A 25264-nucleotide genomic window follows, 5' to 3' on the forward strand; every position below is an offset into this window, starting at 1 on the left:
TTCCCTACACGACGCTCTTCCGATCTTCCGAACCATTGCTGTAAAGCGCCGCTTGCTGATGCGGGTTTTCGCCATAACGCAGGGCATTTACGCGGATACCGGCAAGGCTGGTGCTTTTTGACAGGCTGGCGTCATCCGATGCCATCCAGTTGGCAATCGCGCTATCATAGGCGGCGGTGCGGGCAAAGGCAGTCATGGCCAGCTTCTGGCGCAGCTCAAGGCTGGTGCCACCATGCGTAACAATTTCGAATCCGGCTATCGCATAATCGGCTGGGTCACAGATAACGGTTACAAACGCATGGTTCTTGGCGGCCGCACGGATCATCGCGGGTCCGCCAATATCGATATTTTCGATCAATTCGTCACGGTCATTAGTGCGCTTTAATGTGGCTTCAAACGGATACAGATTAACCACCAGCAGATCAATGTCGTCAATGCCTTCGGCATGCATCGCGGCAATATGGGCTTCATTGTCGCGCCGTGCCAGCAACCCGCCATGGATTTTCGGATGCAAGGTCTTGACGCGTCCATCCATAATTTCGGGAAAGCCAGTAACATCTGATACGTCGGTTACATCCAGTCCAGCTTCGCGCAGCATTTTTGCAGTACCGCCAGTCGATAACAGCTCAATACCTGCCGCCGTCAGCGTGGTGGCAAATTCGGCAAGGCCGGTCTTGTCTGAAACTGATAAAAGAGCGCGGCGGATTGGGCGTATCATAGTCAAATGTCCAGCAGTGAAATAGGGGGTAAACCGAAATTCAGGTCAAAGACCTAACAAGGCTAGGTTATGACCCAAGCCGACCAAAAAGGCAATTGTTTGCCGGCTGGAATCATTCAGATCACGCGTAATTATGATATGCTAGATCACGCTCGTACCCCAGCCCATAACCGCTGCCGCCAGCACAATATACCAGACATCCCATTTCAGCCGAAACAGCATGAATGCTGAAATCACCGCCATAAGAATGGCAATCATGTCAGGCGTTGATGGCACAATGACGCGGACAAAGCCAAAGGACTGCGTGACCACATCTGCAAAGAAAACATGCGCGGCAAACCAGATTGACAGATTGGCGATCACCCCGACCACCGCCGCTGTTATCGCCCCCAGTGCTGATTGCAGACGGGGTTGCGCGGTGATCCATTCGATATAGGGCGCGCCAACGAAAATCCACAAAAAACACGGGGCAAATGTCGCCCACAGGGCAATCATCGCACCAGCCACCCCATAGGCAAAGCTAGCGTCACCACCATTACGGAATCCGGCAATGAAACCGACAAATTCCGTGACCAGAATCAGCGGTCCTGGCGTGGTCTCGGCCAGCCCCAGCCCATCCAGCATTTCGGTTGTACTTAGCCAGTGAAATTTATCGACAACATCCTGACCAAGATAGGCAAGGCCAGCATAGGCACCGCCAAACGTCACCACCGCCAGCTTTGAAAAAAACACACCAACCGAAGCCAATATGCCAAAGTCATCGACCAGACTGACAAGCACCAATGGTAACAGCCAGATGAGTAACCACAGAATCGCTGGCCGCGCTGCCTCGGATAATTTTGGCCGGATCGGTACCTCTATATCCCGATAATCCATGCTGATTGTCTTTGCTGATGCTTGCCCCTGCATAAAGCCGATAATGGCGGCAATGCCGACAATCAGGGGAAAGGGCAGATTAAGGGCAAAAATGCCAACAAAGGCGCAAAGCGCGATCAGCCAGTGATGCCAGCCGGACAAGGCGCGTCGTCCGACCTTTATCAAGGCCTGAATGACAATCATGACAACGGCTGATTTGATACCCAGAAACAGCGCCGCGACAAGGCTGTTGGTCCCGAACATCACATATCCTGCGGCCAGCGCCAAAATCACGATTGCGCCCGGAATGACAAACAGCAATCCGGCAATCAACCCGCCAATAACCCCATGCAGTCGCCATCCGGCATAAGTGGCTAGCTGCATGGCTTCGGGGCCAGGCAGTAACATGCAAAACCCAAGCGCATTAAGATATTGTTTTTCGCTTAACCAGCCCTTGCGCTCGACAATTTCGCGATGCATCAGCGCCATCTGTCCAGCAGGCCCGCCAAAGGATAATAGCCCGATTTTCAGCCATAGCCAGAAACTATCGGTAATTGTTGGGGGCTCTTGCTTCACGATATTATCCCTTACTTGTTGGTCCCTTGCTTGTGACCCAGTCATGACTTTCATCCATACCATCGCGTGCCCAACGAAACAGGGCGTCATAAAAAAGCATGCTTTTATCAAGCTGTTCACTATCTTCACGAAACATGCGTGACATTCCAACAGAAAAAGCTAATAAACCAGCCGCCTGCGGTGCTAATTCATGTTTATTGGTGTCCGCGCCGCGGATGACCGTGGCTAATTCGTCCAGTGCTTCGATATTTAAGCCGAATTCTTTGATCATAATGTCGAAAGTGCAGAATTCATCACGATGGCTCCAGAACACATCCTCTACGTCAAATGGTGTTGCCTTAAACATCTTGGCAACATCCATGACTTCGGCTGGGGCTACAAACAAGAATTGCGCATTACTATCGACAAACCGGCGGATCAGCCACGGGCAAGCGATCCGGTCAATCTTTGGACGGTGGCGCGTCACCCATAGGCTATGCCCTTTGGCATTCATGGGGATTTTTGCCCATTCGACAAGTGGCATATTTTTTTCAGCCCATCCCATCTGCCCGCCTTGCAGATATTCGGCTTTTACACCATGCGTCTTTAACAATGCAGTCATGCCTTGGCTGATTTTATGACCTTTCTGACAGTAAACGACTACAGAACGGCCATTAATAACATTTACTATTGTTTCGACAGCATCATGTGGGTGACGAATTGCGCTCGGAATGACGCGTGGGTCGTCATTAAAATCCGCTTCAATACGGGCATCAATAATCATGGGTGCCGCAGAGGTGCCAATGAGCCGGTTTAATTGTTGGATAGTTATTTCTGATGGTGACGCCATAATGCATCCCTCCATTTCCATAGGTGAAATAAATGGGTGCGAACTTTGGCTGGCGCCTCACGAGGTGTTTGCAAAACCTCTTAATCTCAAATTATGAGCGTTAATAATTTGTGTAAATATATTATGACAGTTGTGCTTAGACCGTATCATTTCGCTGGAACGCCCATTTGAGATCCTGACTGCCAACCGAGCGGATATTCGTCATGGGCGCGGTCAGAACAATCTGCTGTGCTGACTGGCGCATACCTGCATCAAAATAGATAGATGTGTCTATCGAAACGCTGCATTGTCCAGCTTTGAAAATCCAGCCAATCCGGTTCCCACGAATTTTCATCAGCACGCGGCCATTGCCCAGCATGGCGGCGCTAACTTTTGGATGTAGGTGAAAGCGGATGATCGCTTGCCGTGGCAATTCACCAGGCGCGCCTGTATATTCCAGCTGGTCGGCACCGCGCAGATTGCCGCCATTTGTTGCCAGATACAAAGTGCGATGATGTATAATGCCATGTGACTTTTCATAGCCGCTATGGCTTGCTTTGGTCATCAGCCCACCATCAACCTGACCGAACTCAACATCGCTTGTGCTGGCCATACGGTTGTCGGTGGGTGATGACGAATTTTGTCCATCAAGGCTAAGCGTTGAATGTGCCGAGGTCGTGCAAAGTAACCGATGTAAATTAGCAGCAACAGGTGGTTGTCCTGGGTTAACAATCAGCAGATTCGATCCAAAGCTAAACTCAAACCCCAAAGTGCCAAATCCGGTTATATCGGCTTCATTGCATGGGGTGCCAACATCCATAATGATCGTTGATCGACCAGACGAAAAGCGCATGAACCCTGAATAGGGGGCATGTTGCAAAACTTTGCCTCGCGATCCGGCACGCGCCAGCGTTTCGTCGATTAATTCACTGGGTACAATGCCAGCACCATTCATATGCGTAAATGATCCGTTGCCATGCCGCCACATGCGGCAGATGGTGCCCATCTTGGCAATGATATGATTCAGCGTCTTGTCTTCACCCAATCCGGCAAAGGCCGTCGCGCTTCGTAATTCGATCAGGTCACGCAGCATATAAAAATGCGTTTCTGGCATCCGGCTTTTATGACCACCATCATCAAAAAGGCGGGCTTCAATGCGCGGCATGGCAATATCAATCAGCGCTTGCATCTCATCTGTTGAACAGCCAAGCGTGGCTTCGGCAATGGCTAGTCCTTTTAGCGCGGTGATCTGGCTGTCTTTATTGTTCAGCCGCCGCCAGTCCAATGCCAGACAATGTGCTTGTCGGGCAATCGACGCGGCCAGTTTGCTTTGAAAATCTTCCGATGCGGATTCGCCATACCACCCATAACAGAATAACAGGTTGGATATGCGTGTACCCATTATATCGGGTTGCCAGCGATTGGGGTGCCAGTTGCTATTTTTGTCTAGCCAAGTTTCGATAAGCCCGCGTGCGGCTGTGCGGGCATCATTGCCGCCCCGCGCCCGTAAATCGCGAAGCCAGTGAAAATTGTGAAAAGCTTGGCTTTGTTCGCTATCGGCATGTGCCGCGCCCAGAAACACTGATCCATCAGCAGCATTGCCACGCCAGTTATCCTGCAAACCGCCATTGATTATCGCGCGCTCATGCCGTGCTAGTGGCCAGCGAAACAGGCCACTGCGACGGAACAGCTGTTCCAGCTTTCCTATCTTCCATGCCTTGCTATGCCCCGGCGTGATGTAATTTTCATGCGATGTCATGCAATAGATATACGCTGTATCCAGAGGTTGTCCCAAAGAACTTTAATGCAGAAAGCCAACATTCAGCAAATGGCATGCAGATAATTCCGACTATTCACAATGCTTAAACATATCCTCTGCATAGCCTATCATGCGTCATTTAAAGCCTGTTACACCAGTGCAATAAGCCGTGCGGCAAAAAATCCATCCACACCACCAATATCATCATATTGATGCGGCAGGATACGCAAAGTGCCTGCTTCGGTCAGCGAACGCGCAAAAATCCCTGCTTGTGCGGGCGTTATCGGATCGATGACAATTTTATCTTCACCTGCTTCGATGATCGCGGCGATCATCTCTTCACCTTCTTCAGGTTGTAGGGAACAGGTGGCATAGACAAGCCTGCCTCCGGCCTTAAGCCAGCCAAGTGCAGTCGTTGTCAGCTCCCATTGCAAATTCTGCAAAGATTCTATGTCTTCGGGCTGGCGACGTCCTAAAATATCGGGGCGACGACGCAAGGTGCCTGTTGCCGAACAGGGCGCGTCAAGTAGAATGGCATCAACAGGCAAATCTGGCACGAACTGGCGTCCATCAGCTTGTTTCAGCGTGGCTTTCATGCCAAGGCGACCAAGGTTGCGCCGCAAGCGATCGACCCGTTTGCGGCCACTATCGATGGCGGTGACATTGGCACCAGCGGCGATTAGCTGAGCTGTTTTTCCACCCGGAGCAGCGCATAAATCAATTACATCTTTCCCCGCGATGTCACCTAGTAGCCGTGCTGGCAGGGCGGCGGCGGCGTCCTGAACCCACCATTCACCGTCGGCAAATCCGGCAAGACGCGATGGATCACCATCAAAAGCGCGGCGGATCGTGTAATTATCAATCAATTCGCCTTCCAGCTTACTTGCCAAGGCTTCGGGATTGGCTTTGGCCGAAATATCAAGCGGCGGCGGATTCATCGCCATATCGGCAAGTTTGCTGGTGGTGTCATGACCCCAATGCTCGTTCCAGCTTTGCAACAGCCAGTCAGGCAGATTATCGATCGGCGCTGTGGTTTCAAAGCGGGCATCGCCTTCACGTGTCAAACGCCGCATGACGGCATTAGCCATCCCGCACAGCCGCTCAAAGCCAGCTTGGCGCATCAATTCAACAGTACTGTCGACGGCGGCATGCGCGCCTGTTTTCAAAATAAGCAACTGCACCGCGCCCATCAGCAGTATCAAGTTTGCATGTGCTTGGGCTCCAAAAGGCCGCCGCGAAATCATGGGCGCGATAATCTTTTCGATTTGTCCACGACGGCGCAGACAGGTAGTTGCCAGCAAGCGCACAAAGCGGCGGTCACGGTCATCAAGCGTGCTTATATCTTCCTGAGCTTTGAGCGCATGGTCAAGCTGGCTTCCCTCTTCAACAGCGCACAGCAATTCAAAACATATCTGACGGCTTTTCAGCATCGATTGCGTATCTGGTTTTTCTTGTTTGGGCTTGGTATGTGCCTTCGTCTTGGCGGTGTCCGGTTTTGCACCGTGTTTGGCCATGGGCTTTGAACGTGGTTTTGCGCCACTCTTTACGCCAGTCTTTGCGCCAGTCTTATTTGTTTTTGGCTTTAATTTTAAGGTTGGTAATTCTGGGGCTGCTTTTTGGGGGGCGTCATCATTCATCGGGTGTTCCATCGTCAAAAGGTGCTTCACGAACTGTCTGTTAAACAGCCAGCATCACCATATGTGATGCCTTTAATCGGCATTATGCCGAGCCGCCTTGTTTTTGACGGTGATAAAGGGCATATACGTTAACATGGCACGAGACAAGAAAAACACGACTGACGCGTCCTCTGACGATGGTGAAAAGCCTGTAAAGCTCGATGTGGCGGCGGCTAAAACATCGGTGCCGGTTGAACGTAACGGTCCCAAGGGTCCGGAACCAACCCGCTACGGCGACTGGGAACAAAAAGGCCGGTGCAGTGACTTCTAGTCTATTAATCCGGGTTTTGCGTTCTGCTAGGCCACAGGTCAGCTGACATGGCGCGGCTGAAGTCGGGCATGTTGGTTGCGGCGGCATTACGCTATGCCAGTCAGGAACTAATCGATTGCGTTCTGGTGCGCCGCGGCGAAGCTGATGCTGGTGCGATATTCATTCATATCAACGCTGGTTTGGATCAACATAAAATTCTGGCACGTATTCTTGATTTTGATGGTGCCTATAGCTGGCAGGCGATCACCGGTGCTGGCTGGGTTGATGCCGAAACAGCACGCGCACGGCTGGACAGAGAAATTGGCCATGATCCTGATGCCTTTGTGCTGGCGGTCGATGATCCCAAAGGTCGCAATCCTTTTGCCGCCATCTAGGGTAAAAAACCAACATCTCCTCAAGGTTAGATTTTTTAGATTTTTTGTCGTATAAGGCACGCATGACTAACCAGAATGGGCACCATATTGATCGCCGTTTATCGGTGGCACCGATGATGGATTGGACAGATCGGCATTGCCGTTTTTTCCTGCGCCTTGTTACGCCTGATGCGTTGCTATTTACCGAAATGGTGACCGCCGATGCAATTATCCATGGCGATCGTGAACGCTTGCTAGGTCATGATACGGCTGAACATCCTCTGGCTTTACAACTTGGTGGTAGCGATCCGGAAAAACTGGCAAAAGCAGCCAAAATCGCGCTGGATTACGGATTCGCTGAAATTAATCTGAATGTGGGTTGTCCGTCAGATCGCGTACAATCTGGTCGTTTTGGCGCTTGTCTTATGGCAGAACCTGAATTGGTTGCCGCATGTTGCACAGCCATGGCATCGGTCACGGGGGACTTCAATGTCCCAGTTTCGGTCAAATGCCGAATTGGTATCGATGATATGGACTCCGAAACCGGCCTTGATGCTTTCACCCATGCGGTGGGTGAAGCGGGTGTCACATTGCTATATGTGCATGCTCGTAAAGCGTGGCTAAAAGGTCTCAGCCCCAAAGAAAACCGCGATATTCCACCTTTGGATTATGATCGTGTCAAACGCCTTGTTGGCGCGTTTCCTCAAATTGATATTCATATCAATGGCGGCATCGTAACGCTGGATACAGTCCGCGAACTGGCACCATATTTTGCGGGTATGATGCTGGGGCGTGTCGCCTATAAAACGCCGATGATGCTAGCGCATATTGCACATGATTTGTTTGGTACTGCTGTGCCCAACCGCGCTAACATAGCTACCAGCATGGCTGATTATGCCAATGAAAAAACCGCCGCTGGCGTCCCGCTTCATGCGATCACCCGCCATATGCTTGGCCTTTATAATGGCCAGCGCGGTGCCAAACTTTGGCGCCGTTGCCTTGGCGAAGAGGCGCGCTTGCGTTCGGCCGATGGTGGCCAGCTTATCCGTGAAACTGCAACCGCCTGCGAGGCAATGGCAGCGCAAATAGCCGCCTGATTTTTTAAGGGAAAATATTGTGACAGATACCAACACACACGCCGACAGCACCGATAAAAAACCAGCGCATTCTGGGCGCCGTTTTCTGCTTGATATGGGGCCTTTACTGTTATTCTTTGGGGCAAATTATCTTTATCATGATTTGATGTTCAGCATCAAAGTGCTGGTGGGGGCGACACTTGTTGCGCTGGCCATCAGCTGGCGGCTAGAACGTCGGATACCGATGATGGCTGCCTTTGGATGTCTGGCTTTGGTATTTTTTGGCGGCTTGTCGCTCTATTTTGATAATGAGCTATTCATCAAGATCAAACCGACGGTGGTAACTTTGCTTTTGGCAGCGGCGATTGCTGGTGGTCGGCTTATGGGGCGCAACCCACTAGCCGCAATCATGGGTGGCCAGATGAAACTGACCGACAAAGGCTGGGGATTGATAACCTGGTTATGGGCGCTCATGTTCCTGACCACGGCAGTGGCGAACGAAATTGCGTGGCGTGCTCTCAGCACCGATGACTGGATCACTTTCAAAGTCTTTGGCATCACGGGCATTTCATTGATTTTTGTCATCATCAGTGTGCCGCTTTTGCAAAAGCATCAAATCGAAGATTAGGAATTATGTCCGGCTGTTTGCTGGTCAAAAAAACCTAATTGTGAGGCTGATTCAGACAGGATGTCGGAAAAGCAGCAGAAAAAGTCGTGTCAGTTTCACATTTTCATAAATGAATATCGCAAGAATTCAGAATGATGGCGGCAGTTCCGCTTCCAAACTGGCATGGTAACATGCGACTGAGGTTCAATCAGAGGCGAAAGCCTGATGCAGGAGTCACATTATGGCTGATGAAGATGAAATTATCCTTGCTGACCTAGATGACGATGAACTTGTCCAGCAGATGCATGATGATCTTTATGATGGTCTGCAGGACGAAATTGTTGAAGGCGTGAATATTCTGCTTGGTCGTAAATGGACACCCTATGAGGTTCTGACCAAAGCCCTTGTCGAAGGCATGACGATTGTCGGCATTGATTTCCGCGATGGTATTCTGTTTGTGCCTGAGGTTTTGATGGCCGCCAATGCTATGAAGGCCGGCATGGTTGTGTTGCGACCGCTTCTGGCTGAAACTGGTGCGCCGCGTGTTGGTACAATGGTTATTGGCACGGTCAAAGGCGATATTCACGACATTGGCAAGAACCTTGTCTCGATGATGCTTGAAGGGGCTGGTTTTGACGTCATTGACCTTGGCATTAATAATCCGGTTGAAAACTACCTTGAGGCACTCGAAGAACATAAGCCGGACATTCTTGGCATGTCGGCTTTGCTGACAACAACAATGCCATATATGAAAGTCGTTGTTGACGCGATGATCGAAAAAGGCATCCGCGATGATTATATCGTGCTTGTTGGCGGCGCGCCGTTGAACGAAGCCTTTGCCGATTCAGTGGGTGCTGATGCCTATTGCCGTGATGCGGCTGTTGCTGTTGAAACGGCCAAGGAAATGATTGCGGCACGCCGTGCCAAAGAACAGGCGGTTGGCTAGCCCATCCACACATGCCGATGTACCGGCCACACATGCCGATGCACCGGCAGGTGTCCTGATGATTGCCTGCGGTGCCTTGGCGCGTGAAATTCTTGATATCACCAAACAGCTACCAGCTGGCTCTGTCGAGCTCACTTGCTTGCCTGCTGCATGGCATAATCATCCTGAAAAAATTGTCCCGGGTCTCCGGCGAAAAGTCGATAAAGCCAGAAAAACAAATCGTGACATCGTTGTGATATATGGTGATTGTGGCACAGGCGGCGAACTGGATGCCTATTTAGCGTCCGAATCAATCCCGCGTATTCCCGGTCCGCATTGCTATGAAATGTTCATGGGCAAACCTGATTTTGATGCTGAAATGGAAGCTGAACTGGGCACCTTTTTCCTGACTGACTATATGGTGCGCCATTTTGAACGTCTGGTCATGAAAGGCATGGGATTGCGCCAGCATCCACAATTACGCAACATGTATTTTGGCAATTACAAACGCGTACTTTACATCGCCCAGACCCATGATCCGGCCTTACAGGAAAAAGCACGTGCGGCGGCGGCGATGTTAGAACTTGATTTTGAATACCGTTTCGCCGGATATGGTGATTTTACCGATTTTATTTTCACCGCCAGCCAGACGGCTAGCGTGGCACATAGCTAATCTGAACTAATCTGAACTAATCTGACAAGGAACTGACATGGCTAATCTTATTACCCTTTATTGGCGCGATATTCCGGCTCAGGTGATTGCCGAACGGGGGCGTGGACGCAATCGGGAACAGGCAAAAATCGAACTGTCCAAACGTTTTTCAATTGCGATTGACGCGGCGGCGATGCGTGATGGTGCTGACGCAACAGATGATTATCTGGCTGAATGGCGCCGTGCTGATCCGGTCGCATGCGGCGAAGACCTTGATGCAGAAGTCCGGATACATGCCGAAAAGCTGGAAAGTGACTATCCATCCGAAAGGGTCAAATTATTGGTCGAAAATGGCGGGTTTCAGCCAGCCAGTTAGATACTGGCTATCTGGCTGGTTTTGCAGTTGGGTTTGTATGGAATGTCTTATATTCTAGATGTCGCAAATGGAAGATAGAAAGGCGTCGTCAAGCCATCCTGATTGATAGGAAAAGACGATGTATTGATTGCTTTATTGGTTTAAAAACATATGCGATCTCTATAGTGTCGCATTCAGATAACATTATATGTGATTTTTTGAGGGTTACGCATGGCCGCAACTATTGAACAAATTCAAGCCGCCGCATCCGACTGGTCAATCGAAGTGACGCCAAATGGGGCATCGAAAATTGACAGTTTTGCCGATTGTCTGGCACCTGGGACGACCGTCAATGTCACGTTCCTGCCTGGCAGTGATCCGATGGATACGGTGGCTGTTGCCGAACGCTTGCATAATGATGGTATGAATCCGGTGCCGCATCTGGCCGCCCGCTCGTTGAAAGATACCGACCAGCTTGATGCGCTATTGTCTGCCTTTACGCAAAAAGCAGGCGTCAGCGAGGTTCTGGTCATTGGCGGTGGTGTTGACAATCCGGTTGGCCAGTTTGCCTCTAGCATCGAAGTGCTGAACACCGGCTTGATCCAGAAATATGGCATTAACAATATTGGCGTGGCAGGTCACCCCGAAGGTAGCCCTGACATCAGTGATGAAGAAATTGTCGAAGCGCTTGGGCTGAAAAATGATCTGGCGAAGCGGGATGGGTTGAATCTCTATATCGAAACCCAATTCTGTTTTGAGGCTGATATTGTTCTGGCATGGGAAAAATCGATCCGTGAAGCTGGTAATAATCTGCCAATTCGTGTTGGCATTCCGGGACCTGCCACGATCAAGACTTTGTTCCGCTTTGCCCAGGTGTCTGGCATTGGCCCATCAATGCGCTTTATCGCCAAACAGGCAAAAAATGTGGCCAAATTAATGACGGTGCAATCACCGCATATATTGCTTGATGACCTTGCCGAGGGCATGGCAACCGACAAGGATTGCATGATAAAGCATTTCCATTTCTATCCCTTTGGCGGTTTTGCCAAAACCGCGGCCTATGCTCAGGCTATTGCTGACGGACATATCAAAACATTACCAAAAGGTGGCTTTGAAGCGCTTGTCGCATAATCTTAGCCGGATGTAACACCCGCTATATCTGCGGTTTGACGAGGCGTGATAAATGTTGTTCCGTCACGGCTAAGCTCAATGAAACGCTGAATAAACGGTTTGTCTTGGTCGCTTTTGCGTGTGGCGGCATATAGTTTGCGTGTCAAACCTCGTTTTGTAATGGGTTTGGTGACGGTGCTTTTGCTCATCTCAGCCGATGTAATGACCCAGTCAGGCAAAACCGAAACACCTTTATTGGCATCTACCAGCAACAGAATGATCGCGGTCAGCTCGACTTGTCGTATTGATTTTGGTTCGACCTTTGCGGGAATCAGAACTTGACTGAAAATATCAAGTCGGTTGCGTTCCACCGGATAGGTGATAAGCACCTGATCGGTAAAATCAGCTGCTTCAATAAAGGGCTTTTTGGCAAGCGGATTACTTGTTGCGGCAATAAAGGTTGGCGCATAAGAAAATAGATCGTGAAATTCAATGTTGCTAATGTCTTCAGGGTCAGACGAAATCACAACATCAATCTCGCCTTCATGAAGTGCGGGCAGGGCACGAAAAGCAAAACCGGGGCGAATATCGATGTCAATATCGGGAAAATCTTCGCGGAACATATTAATCACGGGAAACAGCCATTCAAAACAGGCATGGCATTCAATCGCAATATGAAGTCGCCCAGCTCTGCCATCCTGCAAATCCTCAAAGTTAGCTTTAAGGGCCTCAATCTCAGGCAGAATCTTCTCAGCGGCATGAAGAAATCGCATGCCTTCGGGTGACAGGCGCATTGGTTTTACGTTCTTGATAAACAGATCAACGCCAATCTGATCCTGAATGCCTTTTATTTGATGCGATAATGCCGATTGTGTCACATGAAGCTGTGTTGCCGCCGCCTGAAGCGATCCGGCGTTATGTATAGCCATGATGCTACGCAAATGACGTAATTCAATATTCACGATCATTCCTCATAATTATTATGATTATTATGAGATTGTGTCATTTTTTTGACTATGTGACAATCCATATCAATTGAAATTGGACATAACAGAAATTGTTGTAACACGGGAATATGGACATGGCGGATAACAAAAAACCAAAAATATCATTTGAATTTTTCCCGCCAAAATCGCTGAGCGCAAGTTTTGCCATATGGGAAACCTTGCATATGCTGCTTCCGTTTCATCCTGAATTTGTATCGGTCACATATGGGGCTAATGGCAGCACACGCGATTTGACAAGGGATATGACAAAAACGATTGCCCAGAAATGGAATGTAGATGTAGCAGCGCATCTAACATGTGTTGATGCGACACGTCATCAGGTGATGGATGTTGCAAAGGGCTATCTCGATGCAGGGATAAAGCAGATCGTCGCATTGCGCGGTGATGCGCCACAGGGCACAAGCCGATTTGTACCAACGCCGAATGGCTTTATGGACTCAGCTGAGCTTGTAGCCGCATTGGCAAAGCGCAATTTTGATAAAATATGGGTTGGTGCCTATCCAGAACCGCATCCTGATGCGACGTATAATGGGGCTGATATTGATTGGCTGAAACGCAAGATTGATGCAGGGGCAACAGGGGCCATTACGCAGTTCTTTTTTGATCCTGAGATGTTTTTGCGGTTTCGTGACCGTGCTGCTAAAGCAGGCATTGATGCACCGATTGTGCCGGGGGTTCTGCCTATCGAAAACTGGGAAAAAGCCAAACTTTTCGCGGCGCGATGCGGTGCCAGCATTCCAGCCAGCCTGGCGCATGAATTTGCCATGGCAAAACGAAACAGCGTAGAGGAAATATTATCGGTTGTTGTAGCGACTGATATCTGTGCTGATTTGATGGATGAAGGCGTCGATCAGTTTCATTTTTATACCTTGAACAAGCCATTCATAACCCGTGATGTCTGTTTGGCGCTTGGCATTCTACCCATAAATGACAACCTGATTCATGCCAATTTCCGCCCAGTCAATCTCGGTAACACGGCTCGTAAATCAGCCTAAAAGAATGCGCTGCAGACTATGGTGGCCGCTGGTGTTAGTGCGCTGTCAGAAACCATGCTTGCAACCAATCGGCTGACTGAAAATTGTAGCGTCAGTTGACGTTGATAATTGCGTTTGGCTTTCTTTTGTGTGTCTTAATATCATTTATTGTCGAAAAAAAACAAAAGATCGGAACAGGCGGACGCTAAGAATTTTAATATAAGAATTGGGACGTCATCATTGGAAAGTTTGTGCAAATGACCAAAACGCTTATTTCATCAGATAAACAGGAAATCATCATTGGTTTTGAGGCTCCCTTTTGCGTCATTGGCGAGCGCATCAATCCAACCGGGCGTAAATTACTTGCGGCCGAAATGGCGGCTGGTGACTATTCACGGGTTATTTCAGACGCTGTCGCACAGGTTGAAGCTGGTGCGACGATGCTTGATGTGAATGCGGGCATTCCGATGGCTGACGAACCAGCCATTCTGGCAGAATCAATCAAGCTGGTTCAGGATGTTGTCGATGTGCCGCTGGCGATTGATAGCTCGATCGTTGCCGCGCTTGAGGCAGGCTTGTCAGTCTATAAAGGCAAGCCCTTGGTTAACTCGGTAACAGGCGAAGAAGAACGTCTTGAAGTTGTTCTGCCTCTGGTCAAAAAATATGGTGCGGCTGTTGTTGCGATTTCAAATGACGAAACGGGTATTTCCGAAGACCCGAACGTTCGCTATGAAGTCGCCAAAAAGATTGTTGAACGTGCCGAAGATTACGGTATTCCGCGCGAAGATGTCATTGTTGACCCCCTAATTATGCCAGTAGGCGCAATCAATATGGCGGGGCGTTCGGCGCTTGACCTGATCATCCGGCTTCGTAATGAACTCAAGGTGAACACAACATGTGGTGCGTCCAATATTTCCTTTGGTCTGCCTAATCGGCATGGCATGAATGCTGCCTTTCTTTCAATGGCCGCTGGTGCTGGCATGACATCGGCAATCATGAATCCGCTTCATTCTGAAGAAATGACAGGTATAATGGGTGCTAATGTCATGAATGGTAATGACCCTGAATGCCGTAACTGGATCAAGCGCTTTCGCGAACCTGTTGCCGCAGGATCAGGTGGCCGCGAACGTCGTCAGACACGTCGTAGCCGCAGTGCCTAGGGGCATATCCTGTTACAATAGGCAAACCATATGAGCACTGATACAACCTCCGCCGATTCACCTGACGCTGTCCAAGCTGATATTAAAATCGTCTTCACGCCGTCAGGCCGTCAAGGCATGGTCGCGCATGGCACAACGGTGTTGCAAGCGGCGCGTTCGCTGGGTGTTGACATCGATTCGGTATGTGGTGGCCGGGCAATGTGTGGGCGCTGTCAGATCAATGTTGGTACAGGTGAATTTGCCAAACATGGCATTGTATCCGGCGCCAATAGTCTGGGCGCGGTAACGGCGGTTGAAGCCCGCTATGCCGATAAACGCGGCCTGTCTGATGGTCGTCGGCTATCTTGCCAATCTATCCTGCTTGCTGATGCGGTAATCGATGTGCCGCCTGAAAGTCAGGTACATAACCAGCTTGTTCGAAAGGCGGCAGACGAACGCCAGATCGAAATGGATCCGGTTGTGCGCCTATGCCTGGTCGAAGTGCGCGAGCCTGATATGCATGAACCGTCAGGTGATTTTCGTCGTCTGGCCGAAGCATTAGCCCAGCAATGGCCAGATCGCGTAACGGGTGACATCACCTGTGATTTGCATATCCTTCAACAATTGCAACCTGTTCTGCGTGAGGGGAAATGGCATGTGACTGTGGCCTTGCGTGATGGCTGTCATGTGTCGGGTATCTGGCCGGGATTGAAAGAAAATGTTGTTGGCGTTGCTATCGATGTGGGATCGACAACCATGTCGGCGCATCTTTGCGATATGGCCACGGGCGTGGTACTGGCTTCAACGGGTGCGATGAACCCACAAATTAGGTTTGGCGAAGATCTGATGAGTCGGGTGTCTTACGGCATCATGAATCCGGATGGGCCAGCCGAAATGACCAAGGCGGTCATTGCGGGTTTGCAAACGCTTATTGATGGTGCCGCCGAACAGGCGGGCATGACCAGTGACGATGTGGTTGAAATTGTGCTTGTTGGTAATCCGGTCATGCATCATCTGCTTTTGGGCATTGATCCGCTGGAACTTGGTGGCGCGCCATTCGCATTGGCTGTTGATACGGCGCTTAATCTGAAAGCCAGTGATCTTGGTCTGGCTTTGAATCAGGGTGCGCGCGCCTATATCCTACCTTGTATTGCGGGGCATGTCGGGGCAGATGCGGCAGGTGTCGTGCTTGCCGAAGCGCCGCAGAAAACTGATAAAATGACATTGCTTGTCGATGTTGGCACCAATGCCGAGATTGTTGTTGGCAATCGTGATCGGCTTCTGGCCACGTCCTCACCTACAGGGCCAGCTTTTGAAGGGGCGCAAATCTCGTCTGGACAACGTGCCGCCCCGGGGGCGATTGAACGTGTCCGTATTGACCCCGTAACGCTGGAACCCCGTTTTCGTGTGATTGGCGTCGATCAATGGTCAGATGAAGACGGCTTTAACGATGCGGTAAAATCCACGGGTATTAGCGGTATTTGTGGCTCGGGCATTATTGAAATTTTGGCTGAAATGTATTTGTCTGGCATCATCACTATGGATGGCGTGATCGATGGCGATAAAGCTGCTATCAGCCCACGGATTGAGGCTGATGATCGAACTTTCCGCTATCGTGTCAGCGATACTGTGACGGTCACTCAGAATGATGTGCGCGCGATCCAGCTTGCCAAGGCTGCCCTGTATGCTGGTTTCCGCCTGTTGATGGACAAAATCAATATTGACCAGATCGACAAGGTTGTGCTGGCGGGTGCCTTTGGCACACATATTGATCCCAAATATGCGATGGTGCTTGGCATGATTCCCGATTGCGAGCTGGATAATGTCCGCGCGGCAGGCAATTCGGCTGGTGCGGGCGCGCGTATGGCCTTGCTGAACAAAGGCGCGCGTGCTGAAATTGAACAGGCTGTGCGCAATATTGAAAAAATCGAAACGGCGATTGAACCATCATTTCAGGATCATTTCGTCAAGGCCATGGCGATACCGCATAAAAGCGACCCCTATGCCAAGCTGGCCGCCGCAGTTACCTTACCTGAACGTATTCTGACAGCCCAAGACGCCCCCGCGCTTGAAGGTGGCCGTCGTCGGGGTGGGCGTCGGCGCACCAGCTAGGGGTGCTGGCGATCAGTCGGCACTTTCGCCATTACCGCCACTACCGCCTGTTTCATTTTTGAGCTGCTTTGCCAGCTTTCTTGCGTGTGCCCAACTGGCAATGAACATCCATCCCAGCGCCAGCGCCGCAATCGCATAGCTTGCCCAAATAAACCCGCCAAATTGTCCCATCTCGAACAGATTGCCCATCATATGCCACCATCATTGCCAAGACGTTTCAGTTCGATATTGGCGATCCGCCGTGCGGCAATCAGTGCCCGCATCCGCAAAATGACAACGAGTGCGAAATAGCCATGACAGGCGATCAGCATCAGAATAAGCGGCGTCAGCATCGACGCATCAATAGCTGGCCCTCCGCGTCGCAGAATACTGGCAGGTTGATGCAATGTATGCCACCAATCGACTGAAAATTTGACAATCGGCACATTGACCAGCCCGACCAACGCCAGCAAGGCGGCGGGACGACTGCCACGTTCGGGACGGTCAAAGCCATTCGCCAGCGCGATCACCCCAAGATAAAAGAAAAACAGGATCAACATCGAGGTCAGTCGCGCATCCCATACCCACCATGCGCCCCACATCGGCTTGCCCCACAAGGCACCGGTAACCAATGTCAGAAAGGCAAACATCGCCCCAACAGGCGCTATGGCACGCGCCGCAATATCAGCCAGCGGATGCCGCCAGACAATATAGAACAAGCCGCATAGACCCAGCCCAACATAGCCAAATAACGCCAGCCATGCGGATGGCACATGTATATAGATAATCCGCACGGTTTCGCCTTGCTGGTAATCGGGCGGCGACGCAAACAATCCCAGATAAAGCCCATAGGCCATCGTTACCGCTGTTACCAATAACAGCGGGCGGAATAGCCAGTCGGCGATGCGCATAAAGCGCGTTGGGTTTGCCATAAAATCAAACATGCCCGTGTGATATAGCCCTTTTTGTTGAAATCACAATATCCAGCTTCATGATCCGCTACCACCGTCACTCTCACTCAGTGCCATCGCCGCCACTGGCGGGGCCAGTGCCAGCAACAGCATCGCCAGCGCTCCCGATAGCATCAGATGCGGCGTCACGATCACAGACATGTCTGGCTGCGATGCCATAACGCCGAAAATCAGCACGGGTACCGCCAATGGCAGAACCAGCAAAGCCATCAGCCCGCCGCCGCGTCGCGCCCCTTGCGCCAATGCCGCGCCAATGATCCCCAGCAAGGTCAGACTGCAACTTCCCACTGCCAGTGCCACCATTAACGCACCTAATTGATGCAGTGGCATATGTAACATGATCGCCATCAAAGGCGTTGTCAGCAACAACGGCACCCCGGTTTTCACCCAATGCGCCATGGCCTTGGCCACCGCATACAGCCCCAGCTGATAAAAACTGCCCATTGGCGGTTCGCCAGACACAACATCAACCACCGGAATGCTGATCTGGTCAAGCCAGCCATCACGCACATCATCGGCAAACAGCCCGTCAAATCCGGCCAGAATCGATAACAAGGCCGCGATCCAGATGATCGGTACGGCCAGCGGTTCCAATATCGCCGCCGACGGGCCAAAGGCCAGCGGAAATAGCGCGATAATAATGACAAAGAAAATCAGCATGACCGCAACATCTTGCCGGTTACGCCAGCCAATGGTCAGATCACGTTTTATCTGGGCGTGAAAGTTATGCATCTTTATGCGCCTTTTGCCCTAGCGTCCAAATCTGCCGTTTGGTGCCAAGCTTTGCAACCAGATCAAGATGCGTTGCCGCCAGCACCATGCCGCCGTTGCCAATATGCGCACATATGATTCTGGCCAGCGCGTCATTTGCATCATCATCAAGCCCTACATTGGGTTCATCCAAAAGCCATAAAGCTGTTTCCGGACCAAGCATCAACCGTGCCAGAGCCAGCCGCCGCCTTTGTCCGCGTGACAATGAACGCACCATGCTGTCGGCAAAATCCATACAGCCAAGCACCGCCAGTGCTACCTCAATCTTCTGCTTATCACCATAGCCTGTCATCGCTGCCCAGCTTTGCAGATTCTCACGCCCGCTCATCAGGCTGGACAGGCCATCTTGATGCCCAACATACAGCCGTGCCGCATCACCGCTGGCGGTTCTGCCTGCCGCCGCCGCACATCTAATGATACCGCTTGCCACAGGAATCCGTCCGGCAATCGCCCGCAACAGGGTTGTTTTGCCTGCGCCATTGCCCCCATGCACAAGCCCAAGCTGACCATAATCAAGATGGTTGCTGAAATCATGAATAACGGGCCTGATGCCGCGCATAATCGTCACCGCGTCAAGCCATAGCCCCGAATGCATGCGCATAGATGTATCATCACTAGCCATGCCGCATGTTTACCTGCCAAATCGGCCTTTGGTCTAGTGGTTTTCAAAAATTCCATCTGGAAAAAACATGCAGAACGCGCTATAAGGTCAATGACCGCGTTGAGGCGCTCCTCATGCTGGCCAGCTCTGTTATTTGTGAAGTTCAACCGTAAAGGGGAAACCGCCATGTCAAAGACATTGCGTGACGCGTGCCGTGCTAATCTGACTGTCGGCAGCAAAACATATCGTTATTACGCGCTAGCCAGCCTTGCCAAGACCTATCCGTCATTGGCACGTTTGCCATTTTCACTAAAGGTTTTGCTGGAAAATCTGCTTCGTAATCAGGATGAAAGTTCGGTCACGGCCGCCGATATTGAGGCGCTGGCAAACTGGGCTGATAGCGGCGAGGGCGGCGAGATCGCCTTTCGCCCCTCCCGCGTTCTCATGCAGGATTTTACCGGCGTTCCGGCAGTTGTCGATCTGGCAGCGATGCGCGATGCGATGGGAACGATTGGTGGCAATCCCGAAAAAATCAATCCGCTATCGCCTGTTGATCTGGTGATTGATCATTCGGTTATGGTCGATTATGCAGGCGGCCCAGATGCGGCGGCTAAAAATACCGCGCTTGAATTTACTCGAAACAAGGAACGGTACGAATTTTTGCGCTGGGGCGCAGGTGCTTTTGATAATTTCCGCGTTGTGCCACCGGGCACTGGCATTTGTCATCAGGTCAATCTTGAATATCTGGCGCAAACCGTCTGGACACGTGATGAAGATGGCGAAACCGTTGCCTATCCTGACTCGGTAGTTGGTACCGACAGCCATACGACCATGGTCAATGGCTTGGCTGTACTGGGCTGGGGTGTTGGCGGTATCGAGGCCGAGGCGGCCATGCTTGGCCAGCCTATTTCGATGTTGGTGCCTGATGTAATCGGATTCCGTCTGGATGGTAAACTCCCCGAAGGCGCCACGGCGACGGATCTGGTGCTAATGATTGTCGAAGCCTTGCGCAAGCGCGGCGTTGTTGGCAAATTTGTCGAATTTTTTGGCTCTGGCCTTGACCAGCTATCTTTGGCTGATCGCGCGACCATTGCCAATATGGCACCTGAATATGGCGCCACTTGTGGCTTTTTCCCGATTGATGATGAAGCCTTGAACTATCTGCGTCTAACAGGTCGTGATGATGACCGTGTGGCACTTGTCGAAGCCTATGCCAAAGCTCAGGGCATGTGGCGTGACAGTGATGCGGCTGATCCGCATTTCACCGATATATTATCGCTTGATCTTGCCTCGGTTGTCCCGTCAATGGCAGGGCCGAAGCGCCCGCAGGATCGCGTCGCTTTGCCGGATGTGGCAGCGTCTTTTGCCAGCACCCTTGCTGATGCAACAGGGCGGACTACACCTAAATCGATGGCTATTGATGGGACTGACTACAGCCTCAGCGATGGTGATGTTGTCATTGCGGCGATCACCTCATGTACCAATACGTCTAATCCGTCGGTTCTGGTCGCGGCAGGTCTGGTTGCCAAGGCCGCGCATGAACGCGGTTTGACAGTTCAACCATGGGTAAAAACATCACTGGCACCTGGCAGTCAGGTGGTATCGGCCTATCTTGATAAGGCGGGTCTGACCTCACATCTGGATGCGCTTGGTTTCCACACGGTCGGCTATGGATGCACAACTTGTATTGGTAATTCAGGCCCGATTGATGCCCCGCTTGCCAAGGCGGTTGAAGAGGGGGGTCTGACGGTCACCTCGGTTTTGTCAGGCAACCGGAACTTTGAAGGCCGCATCAGCCCGCATGTTGCCGCCAACTATCTGGCCTCACCGCCATTGGTTGTCGCCTATGCGCTTGCTGGGTCTGTCAGTAAGGTCATGAATGATGATCCGCTTGGTCAGGACAAGGATGGCAATGACGTCTATCTGCGCGACCTATGGCCATCAAATGACGATATCCGCAAGGTTGTTGATCAGGTGATTTCTGCCGAAATGTTCCGCGAACGCTATGCCGATGTGTTCAAAGGCACGGCCGAATGGCAGGCAATCAAGACCTCTGCTGGCTTAACATTCAACTGGGATGATGGCTCGACCTATGTGCAGAACCCGCCTTATTTCGAAGGTATGAGCCTTGATGTGCCAGCTGGTGCCAGCGACATTGAAAATGGACGTATTCTGGCATTGCTTGGCGACTCGATCACCACCGATCATATTTCCCCAGCAGGGTCGATTGCGCGTGATACACCGGCGGCAGATTTTCTTACCGATCATCAGGTGCGTCCGGTTGACTTCAACTCGTTTGGGTCCAGGCGAGGCAATCACAAGGTCATGATGCGTGGCACCTTTGCCAATATCCGGCTAAAAAATATGGCCGCAGAGGGCACCACGGGTGGCTTTGCGCGGCATGTGCCGTCGGGTGATGTGGCACCGCTTTATGATGTGGCAATGCGCTATGCTGATGAAGGCACGTTGTTGATTGTCATTGGGGGCAAGGAATATGGCACTGGTTCCAGTCGTGACTGGGCGGCCAAAGGCACGCGTCTTCTGGGCGTAAAGGCTGTGATTGCTGAAAGCTTTGAGCGTATTCACCGCTCGAATCTGATCGGAATGGGCGTTTTGCCTTTACAGTTCCCTGATGGTGTTGGCCGCGAAAGCCTGGGTCTTGATGGTACCGAAAGCGTGTCCTTGACAGGTCTTGCTGAGGGCGTCTCGGCAGGCATGCAGGTACAAGCGACCTTTACCAATGCTGCTGGCGCAAGCCAGAATGTAACGCTTCTGGCACGAATCGATACTGATGGTGAAGCCACCTATTTCAAAAATGGCGGTATTCTCCATTACGTTCTGCGCCAACTGGCCGCGGCCTAAGTTCGCGTCATACGCAAAAGCCTTATGACTAAATCAAACAAAACCCCGTCGGCACCTCCGGCGGGGTTTTGTTTGACCACCTAAGCGATTTCACATGCATAGCTGTTAAAATGCCTGTAGGCTTTGCATATTAACGTGTTTACCTTGTTCCTAACCTGTTTACTTCAATCGATCTTTCCATGGCGCGCAGCTCAGCCGAAAATGTGACTTTGGTTCTTGGGCCAACCAATACGGGCAAGACGCATCTCGCGCTTGAGCGGATGACGGGCTATGCCAGCGGTATAATTGGATTTCCCCTGCGGCTTTTGGCGCGCGAAAATTATGATCGGCTGGTGGCGCGCCTTGGCGCTGCCAAGGTGGGGTTGATAACCGGGGAAGAACGGATCATTCCGGCATCGGCGCGCTATATTTGTGCGACTGTTGAATCTATGCCCGAATCCCTGACCCTATCGGCACTTGGCGATGGGGCAGCGGCATTACCTGACCGCAGGTTCGAATTTGTTGGCGTTGATGAAATACAGCTCGCTGGCGACCGCGAACGTGGCCATGTCTTTACCGACCGAATCATGCACGCCCGCGGCCTGTTTGAAACGATATTTATGGGCGCCGAAACGGCGGCACCTCTGTTGCGGCAATTATTACCTGAAGCCAAGATTGATTATCGCCAGCGCATGTCACAATTATCCTATAGCGGACCCAAAAAGCTCACCCGTCTGCCACGGCGTTCGGCGGTAGTGGCTTTTTCGGCGGCAGATGTCTATCAGATTGCCGAATTTGTCCGGCGTCAGCGAGGTGGGGCGGCTGTTGTCATGGGGCGTCTAAGTCCGCGCACCCGGAATGCACAGGTCGAATTATACCAGAATGGCGAAGTTGATTTTCTGGTTTCGACAGATGCTATTGGCATGGGTTTGAATCTTGACTTGTCGCATGTCTCCTTGGCGGCGGATGTCAAATATGATGGTCGCAAAATGCGCAAGCTAACGGCTTCGGAAATGGCACAGATCGCGGGGCGGGCTGGCCGACATATCAATGATGGCACATTTGGCGTCACCGATGGATGCCATGCGCTTGAACCCGAGATGATCGAAGCGATAGAACAACATCGGTTTCCGCCTTTACGTGCTTTTTACTGGCGAAGCCGTGATCTGAATTTCACCTCGGTTGATATGCTGCTTGGATCACTCGAAGCCCCGCCGCCCTTGCCATTTTTGTTCCGCAAGGGAGATGCGCTTGATCATCGCGCGCTGTTGGCATTATCTGGACGCCCTGAAATTAAAGACGCTGTCTCAGGCGCACGCCAGGTGCGGCTTTTATGGGAAGTGGCCTGTGTTCCTGACTTCCGCCAAAGCCTGAATGAAAATCATTATGAAATGCTCGCATCGATCTATCTGGCGCTGGTTGAGGATGGTGTGCTTGGCACGGATATGGTGGCCAAAGCAATGACGCAGCTTGATCGGCTTGATGGCGATATTGACACTTTGATGACACGACTTGCTTATATTCGCACCTGGACTTACATTACGCACCGTTCTGACTGGACAGACAACCCCACAGAATGGCAGGATCGTGCACGTGCTATCGAGGATCGCTTGTCTGATTGTCTGCATTCAAGACTATCTGAGCGATTTGTTGATAAACGCGCGGCCCATTTGAGTAGAAGACTGAAGGAAACTAAGAATTTGATGGCATCAGTTAAGGCCGACGGAACGGTTCTTGTGGAAGGTGAAAATGTAGGACAGCTTGATGGGTTTGTCTTCATGCCGACCTTGTCCGAGGGCGAAGAAAAGGCAACAATTCTGGCCGCCGCCCGCCGTGGTCTTCCCGATGAAATAGAACGCCGTGTTCGTGCCTTTACCGGATCGGCTGATCTGGCATTCAAATTGGATGAAAAGGGCAATATCAGCTGGCGTGAATCCATTGTGGCGCGTTTGGTCAAGGGCGACAGCCTCTACAGTCCGCGTGCTGAACTGCTGGCCAGCGATCTGCTTTCGATTGACCAGACAACACGCCTTGTTGCGCGCCTCACGGCCTTTATAAATGCGCATATCGAAACGGTACTTGGTCGCCTGACAGTCCTTGCTACGCCTGATGCGGCACCATCAATGAGCATGTCTTCATCCGCACCACAAGAGACTGCAACTCCGGCGTCACCCGAACCAGCCGAACCGCCAAAACCAGCCGAAACAGCTGACCCTATCGAAACAGCGCCGCCTGTTGCGCCAAATTCAACAACAACTGAACCATCCGAACCATCCGAACCATCTGAACCAGCCGCCTTGACAGGTGCGGCCCGGGGCATTGCCTATATGTTGTTTGAACGGCTAGGCTCGCTTCCCACTGCTGATGTCGGGCATCTGACAAAGGCGATGCATGATGCTGACAAGCCGCGTCTGGCGCGACTTGGCATCCGCTTTGGTGTTGAAAGTCTGTATATGCCGGAAATGCTGAAACCAGCCCCGATTGCATTGCGCGCCTTGCTGTGGAATCTGGATCAGGGGTTTCTGTCCAGCAATGATTTTGCCGCCGCACCGCCAGCGGGCCGCGTTGCCATTGATACGACTCAAGGCGTTGATGATAATTTCTGGCTGGCGGTCGGCTATCGTCGGCTTGGTGGCCGGGTGATGCGGGTGGATATGGTTGAACGTGTGGCGATGCTGGTCCGCACCGCCGCGCGCGAAGGCAGTTTCAAGGCGACCGAAGACATGCTGTCACTGGCAGGTGCCACCCGCGAACAGATGGGTATGATGTTGCTTGATCTGGGCTGTGTCATTGTTGGTGAAGAAGCGTCGGAAGATCCGGAAAAGCCGCCCATTCAGCTTTTTGAGCGCAAGCGTAAAGCGCGCCCTCAGCGCCCCTCTCATCGAGGCAAACAGACATCATCTGACGCAAATGCTACTGCCAAAGCTGATGGTGAGCGCAAGCACGGGCAATCGAAAAACGCAAAATCACAGCAGTCCCGTGGCAAACCCGATAAAGGCGGGGCTAAGAAACGATCCCAAAACCCGCCCCGTAACCAGTCTCAAAATCGGCGCCCACCAGAAAAACAGGCAGACCCTAATTCACCATTCGCGGTGCTTGCAAATTTGAAACTAAAGGACTGATGGTTG

General features: G+C 51.5%; 22 protein-coding genes and 1 pseudogene. 13 read left to right on the top strand and 10 right to left on the bottom strand.

Annotated elements, in window-relative coordinates:
* Positions 1–25: 25 nt before the first annotated feature.
* From purH to ABNT28_RS01725, 5 genes and pseudogenes are all read right to left on the bottom strand, one after another.
* A pseudogene (gene purH, locus ABNT28_RS01705) lies at positions 26–724 on the bottom strand (bifunctional phosphoribosylaminoimidazolecarboxamide formyltransferase/IMP cyclohydrolase); the annotation flags it as partial.
* A gap of 135 nt (positions 725–859) precedes the next feature.
* Positions 860–2149, bottom strand: coding sequence for a chromate efflux transporter (gene chrA / locus ABNT28_RS01710; protein ID WP_348720912.1), 1290 nt, complete (start codon positions 2147–2149; stop codon positions 860–862).
* Positions 2150–2153: 4 nt separating this feature from the next.
* Entirely contained in the window at positions 2154–2978 is an 825-nt protein-coding gene (locus ABNT28_RS01715; protein ID WP_348720913.1) for a sulfurtransferase/chromate resistance protein, read from the bottom strand.
* A 136-nt stretch (positions 2979–3114) separates the two neighbouring features.
* The gene (locus ABNT28_RS01720) at positions 3115–4716 is read right to left on the bottom strand and encodes a heparinase II/III family protein (RefSeq protein WP_348720914.1); all 1602 of its coding nucleotides are present in this window, start codon (positions 4714–4716) and stop codon (positions 3115–3117) included.
* Positions 4717–4865: 149 nt separating this feature from the next.
* Positions 4866–6353, bottom strand: a complete 1488-nt coding sequence (locus tag ABNT28_RS01725) for a transcription antitermination factor NusB (RefSeq protein WP_348720915.1) — start codon at positions 6351–6353, stop codon at positions 4866–4868.
* Positions 6354–6486: 133 nt separating this feature from the next.
* On the opposite strand from ABNT28_RS01725, the gene ABNT28_RS01730 reads away from it, so the two are divergent.
* The 8 genes from ABNT28_RS01730 (at position 6487) to ABNT28_RS01765 (ending at position 11762) form a co-directional block, all read left to right on the top strand.
* Complete coding sequence (locus tag ABNT28_RS01730; protein ID WP_332924952.1) at positions 6487–6663, top strand: succinate dehydrogenase assembly factor 4; 177 nt, start codon at positions 6487–6489, stop codon at positions 6661–6663.
* 47 nt (positions 6664–6710) lie between these two features.
* Positions 6711–7037 carry a DUF1491 family protein gene (locus tag ABNT28_RS01735; RefSeq protein ID WP_332924951.1) on the top strand — a complete coding sequence of 109 codons (327 nt, stop codon included), beginning with the start codon at positions 6711–6713 and terminating at the stop codon, positions 7035–7037.
* A 62-nt stretch (positions 7038–7099) separates the two neighbouring features.
* Positions 7100–8113, top strand: a complete 1014-nt coding sequence (dusA, locus tag ABNT28_RS01740; protein ID WP_348720916.1) for a tRNA dihydrouridine(20/20a) synthase DusA — start codon at positions 7100–7102, stop codon at positions 8111–8113.
* A gap of 19 nt (positions 8114–8132) precedes the next feature.
* Positions 8133–8720, top strand: coding sequence for an inner membrane-spanning protein YciB (locus ABNT28_RS01745; protein ID WP_332924949.1), 588 nt, complete (start codon positions 8133–8135; stop codon positions 8718–8720).
* Between the two features lie 220 nt (positions 8721–8940).
* Positions 8941–9645 carry a B12-binding domain-containing protein gene (locus ABNT28_RS01750; protein WP_332924948.1) on the top strand — a complete coding sequence of 235 codons (705 nt, stop codon included), beginning with the start codon at positions 8941–8943 and terminating at the stop codon, positions 9643–9645.
* 58 nt (positions 9646–9703) lie between these two features.
* Positions 9704–10297 (top strand): DUF1638 domain-containing protein, encoded by a 594-nt coding sequence (locus ABNT28_RS01755; RefSeq protein WP_332924957.1) that lies wholly within the window; start codon positions 9704–9706, stop codon positions 10295–10297.
* A 37-nt stretch (positions 10298–10334) separates the two neighbouring features.
* Positions 10335–10652 (top strand): virulence factor, encoded by a 318-nt coding sequence (locus ABNT28_RS01760; RefSeq protein ID WP_332924228.1) that lies wholly within the window; start codon positions 10335–10337, stop codon positions 10650–10652.
* Positions 10653–10862: 210 nt separating this feature from the next.
* Positions 10863–11762 (top strand): methylenetetrahydrofolate reductase, encoded by a 900-nt coding sequence (locus ABNT28_RS01765; protein ID WP_332924227.1) that lies wholly within the window; start codon positions 10863–10865, stop codon positions 11760–11762.
* A 2-nt stretch (positions 11763–11764) separates the two neighbouring features.
* Here the strand turns inward: ABNT28_RS01765 and ABNT28_RS01770 are convergent, their stop codons facing one another.
* A complete protein-coding gene (locus ABNT28_RS01770) occupies positions 11765–12703 on the bottom strand; it encodes a LysR family transcriptional regulator (RefSeq protein ID WP_332924226.1) in 939 nt (312 codons plus the stop codon).
* A gap of 119 nt (positions 12704–12822) precedes the next feature.
* Between ABNT28_RS01770 and ABNT28_RS01775 the strand changes: the two genes are divergently transcribed.
* From ABNT28_RS01775 to ABNT28_RS01785, 3 genes are all read left to right on the top strand, one after another.
* On the top strand, positions 12823–13743 hold the full coding sequence (locus ABNT28_RS01775; RefSeq protein ID WP_348720917.1) for a methylenetetrahydrofolate reductase: 921 nt from the start codon (positions 12823–12825) through the stop codon (positions 13741–13743).
* A 236-nt stretch (positions 13744–13979) separates the two neighbouring features.
* Positions 13980–14882, top strand: a complete 903-nt coding sequence (locus tag ABNT28_RS01780) for a methyltetrahydrofolate cobalamin methyltransferase (protein WP_332924224.1) — start codon at positions 13980–13982, stop codon at positions 14880–14882.
* A gap of 30 nt (positions 14883–14912) precedes the next feature.
* Positions 14913–16973 (top strand): ASKHA domain-containing protein, encoded by a 2061-nt coding sequence (locus ABNT28_RS01785; RefSeq protein WP_348720918.1) that lies wholly within the window; start codon positions 14913–14915, stop codon positions 16971–16973.
* Positions 16974–16985: 12 nt separating this feature from the next.
* On the opposite strand, the gene ccmD is transcribed toward ABNT28_RS01785, so the two are convergent.
* Genes ccmD through ccmA form a run of 4 tightly spaced genes read right to left on the bottom strand, consistent with a single transcriptional unit; the run spans position 16986 to position 19316 of the window.
* The gene (gene ccmD, locus ABNT28_RS01790) at positions 16986–17165 is read right to left on the bottom strand and encodes a heme exporter protein CcmD (RefSeq protein ID WP_348720919.1); all 180 of its coding nucleotides are present in this window, start codon (positions 17163–17165) and stop codon (positions 16986–16988) included.
* Positions 17162–17896: a heme ABC transporter permease gene (locus tag ABNT28_RS01795; protein WP_332924904.1), complete on the bottom strand. Its 735-nt coding sequence runs from the start codon at positions 17894–17896 to the stop codon at positions 17162–17164. The genes ccmD and ABNT28_RS01795 overlap by 4 nt, the downstream gene beginning before the upstream one ends.
* A 45-nt stretch (positions 17897–17941) precedes the next feature.
* The gene (ccmB, locus tag ABNT28_RS01800) at positions 17942–18655 is read right to left on the bottom strand and encodes a heme exporter protein CcmB (RefSeq protein WP_332924905.1); all 714 of its coding nucleotides are present in this window, start codon (positions 18653–18655) and stop codon (positions 17942–17944) included.
* Positions 18648–19316, bottom strand: coding sequence for a heme ABC exporter ATP-binding protein CcmA (gene ccmA / locus ABNT28_RS01805; RefSeq protein ID WP_332924906.1), 669 nt, complete (start codon positions 19314–19316; stop codon positions 18648–18650). The genes ccmB and ccmA overlap by 8 nt, the downstream gene beginning before the upstream one ends.
* A gap of 165 nt (positions 19317–19481) precedes the next feature.
* Between ccmA and acnA the strand changes: the two genes are divergently transcribed.
* Both acnA and ABNT28_RS01815 read left to right on the top strand, forming a co-directional pair.
* On the top strand, positions 19482–22157 hold the full coding sequence (acnA, locus tag ABNT28_RS01810) for an aconitate hydratase AcnA (protein WP_348720920.1): 2676 nt from the start codon (positions 19482–19484) through the stop codon (positions 22155–22157).
* Between the two features lie 179 nt (positions 22158–22336).
* Positions 22337–25258, top strand: a complete 2922-nt coding sequence (locus ABNT28_RS01815; protein ID WP_332924460.1) for a helicase-related protein — start codon at positions 22337–22339, stop codon at positions 25256–25258.
* Positions 25259–25264 lie beyond the last annotated feature (6 nt).

It is taken from the genome of uncultured Candidatus Puniceispirillum sp., from assembly GCF_963979125.1.
Lineage (GTDB): Bacteria > Pseudomonadota > Alphaproteobacteria > Puniceispirillales > Puniceispirillaceae > Puniceispirillum.

Coding starts and splice junctions, on each gene's coding strand:
- ABNT28_RS01715 (WP_348720913.1), bottom strand. CDS start 2,978: ATGGCGTCACCATCAGAAATAACTATCCAACAATTAAACCGGCTCATT.
- ABNT28_RS01720 (WP_348720914.1), bottom strand. CDS start 4,716: ATGACATCGCATGAAAATTACATCACGCCGGGGCATAGCAAGGCATGG.
- ABNT28_RS01725 (WP_348720915.1), bottom strand. CDS start 6,353: ATGAATGATGACGCCCCCCAAAAAGCAGCCCCAGAATTACCAACCTTA.
- ABNT28_RS01730 (WP_332924952.1), top strand. CDS start 6,487: ATGGCACGAGACAAGAAAAACACGACTGACGCGTCCTCTGACGATGGT.
- ABNT28_RS01735 (WP_332924951.1), top strand. CDS start 6,711: ATGGCGCGGCTGAAGTCGGGCATGTTGGTTGCGGCGGCATTACGCTAT.
- dusA (WP_348720916.1), top strand. CDS start 7,100: ATGACTAACCAGAATGGGCACCATATTGATCGCCGTTTATCGGTGGCA.
- ABNT28_RS01750 (WP_332924948.1), top strand. CDS start 8,941: ATGGCTGATGAAGATGAAATTATCCTTGCTGACCTAGATGACGATGAA.
- ABNT28_RS01755 (WP_332924957.1), top strand. CDS start 9,704: ATGATTGCCTGCGGTGCCTTGGCGCGTGAAATTCTTGATATCACCAAA.
- ABNT28_RS01760 (WP_332924228.1), top strand. CDS start 10,335: ATGGCTAATCTTATTACCCTTTATTGGCGCGATATTCCGGCTCAGGTG.
- ABNT28_RS01765 (WP_332924227.1), top strand. CDS start 10,863: ATGGCCGCAACTATTGAACAAATTCAAGCCGCCGCATCCGACTGGTCA.
- ABNT28_RS01775 (WP_348720917.1), top strand. CDS start 12,823: ATGGCGGATAACAAAAAACCAAAAATATCATTTGAATTTTTCCCGCCA.
- ABNT28_RS01780 (WP_332924224.1), top strand. CDS start 13,980: ATGACCAAAACGCTTATTTCATCAGATAAACAGGAAATCATCATTGGT.
- ABNT28_RS01785 (WP_348720918.1), top strand. CDS start 14,913: ATGAGCACTGATACAACCTCCGCCGATTCACCTGACGCTGTCCAAGCT.
- ccmD (WP_348720919.1), bottom strand. CDS start 17,165: ATGATGGGCAATCTGTTCGAGATGGGACAATTTGGCGGGTTTATTTGG.
- ABNT28_RS01795 (WP_332924904.1), bottom strand. CDS start 17,896: ATGTTTGATTTTATGGCAAACCCAACGCGCTTTATGCGCATCGCCGAC.
- ccmB (WP_332924905.1), bottom strand. CDS start 18,655: ATGCATAACTTTCACGCCCAGATAAAACGTGATCTGACCATTGGCTGG.
- ccmA (WP_332924906.1), bottom strand. CDS start 19,316: ATGGCTAGTGATGATACATCTATGCGCATGCATTCGGGGCTATGGCTT.
- acnA (WP_348720920.1), top strand. CDS start 19,482: ATGTCAAAGACATTGCGTGACGCGTGCCGTGCTAATCTGACTGTCGGC.
- ABNT28_RS01815 (WP_332924460.1), top strand. CDS start 22,337: ATGGCGCGCAGCTCAGCCGAAAATGTGACTTTGGTTCTTGGGCCAACC.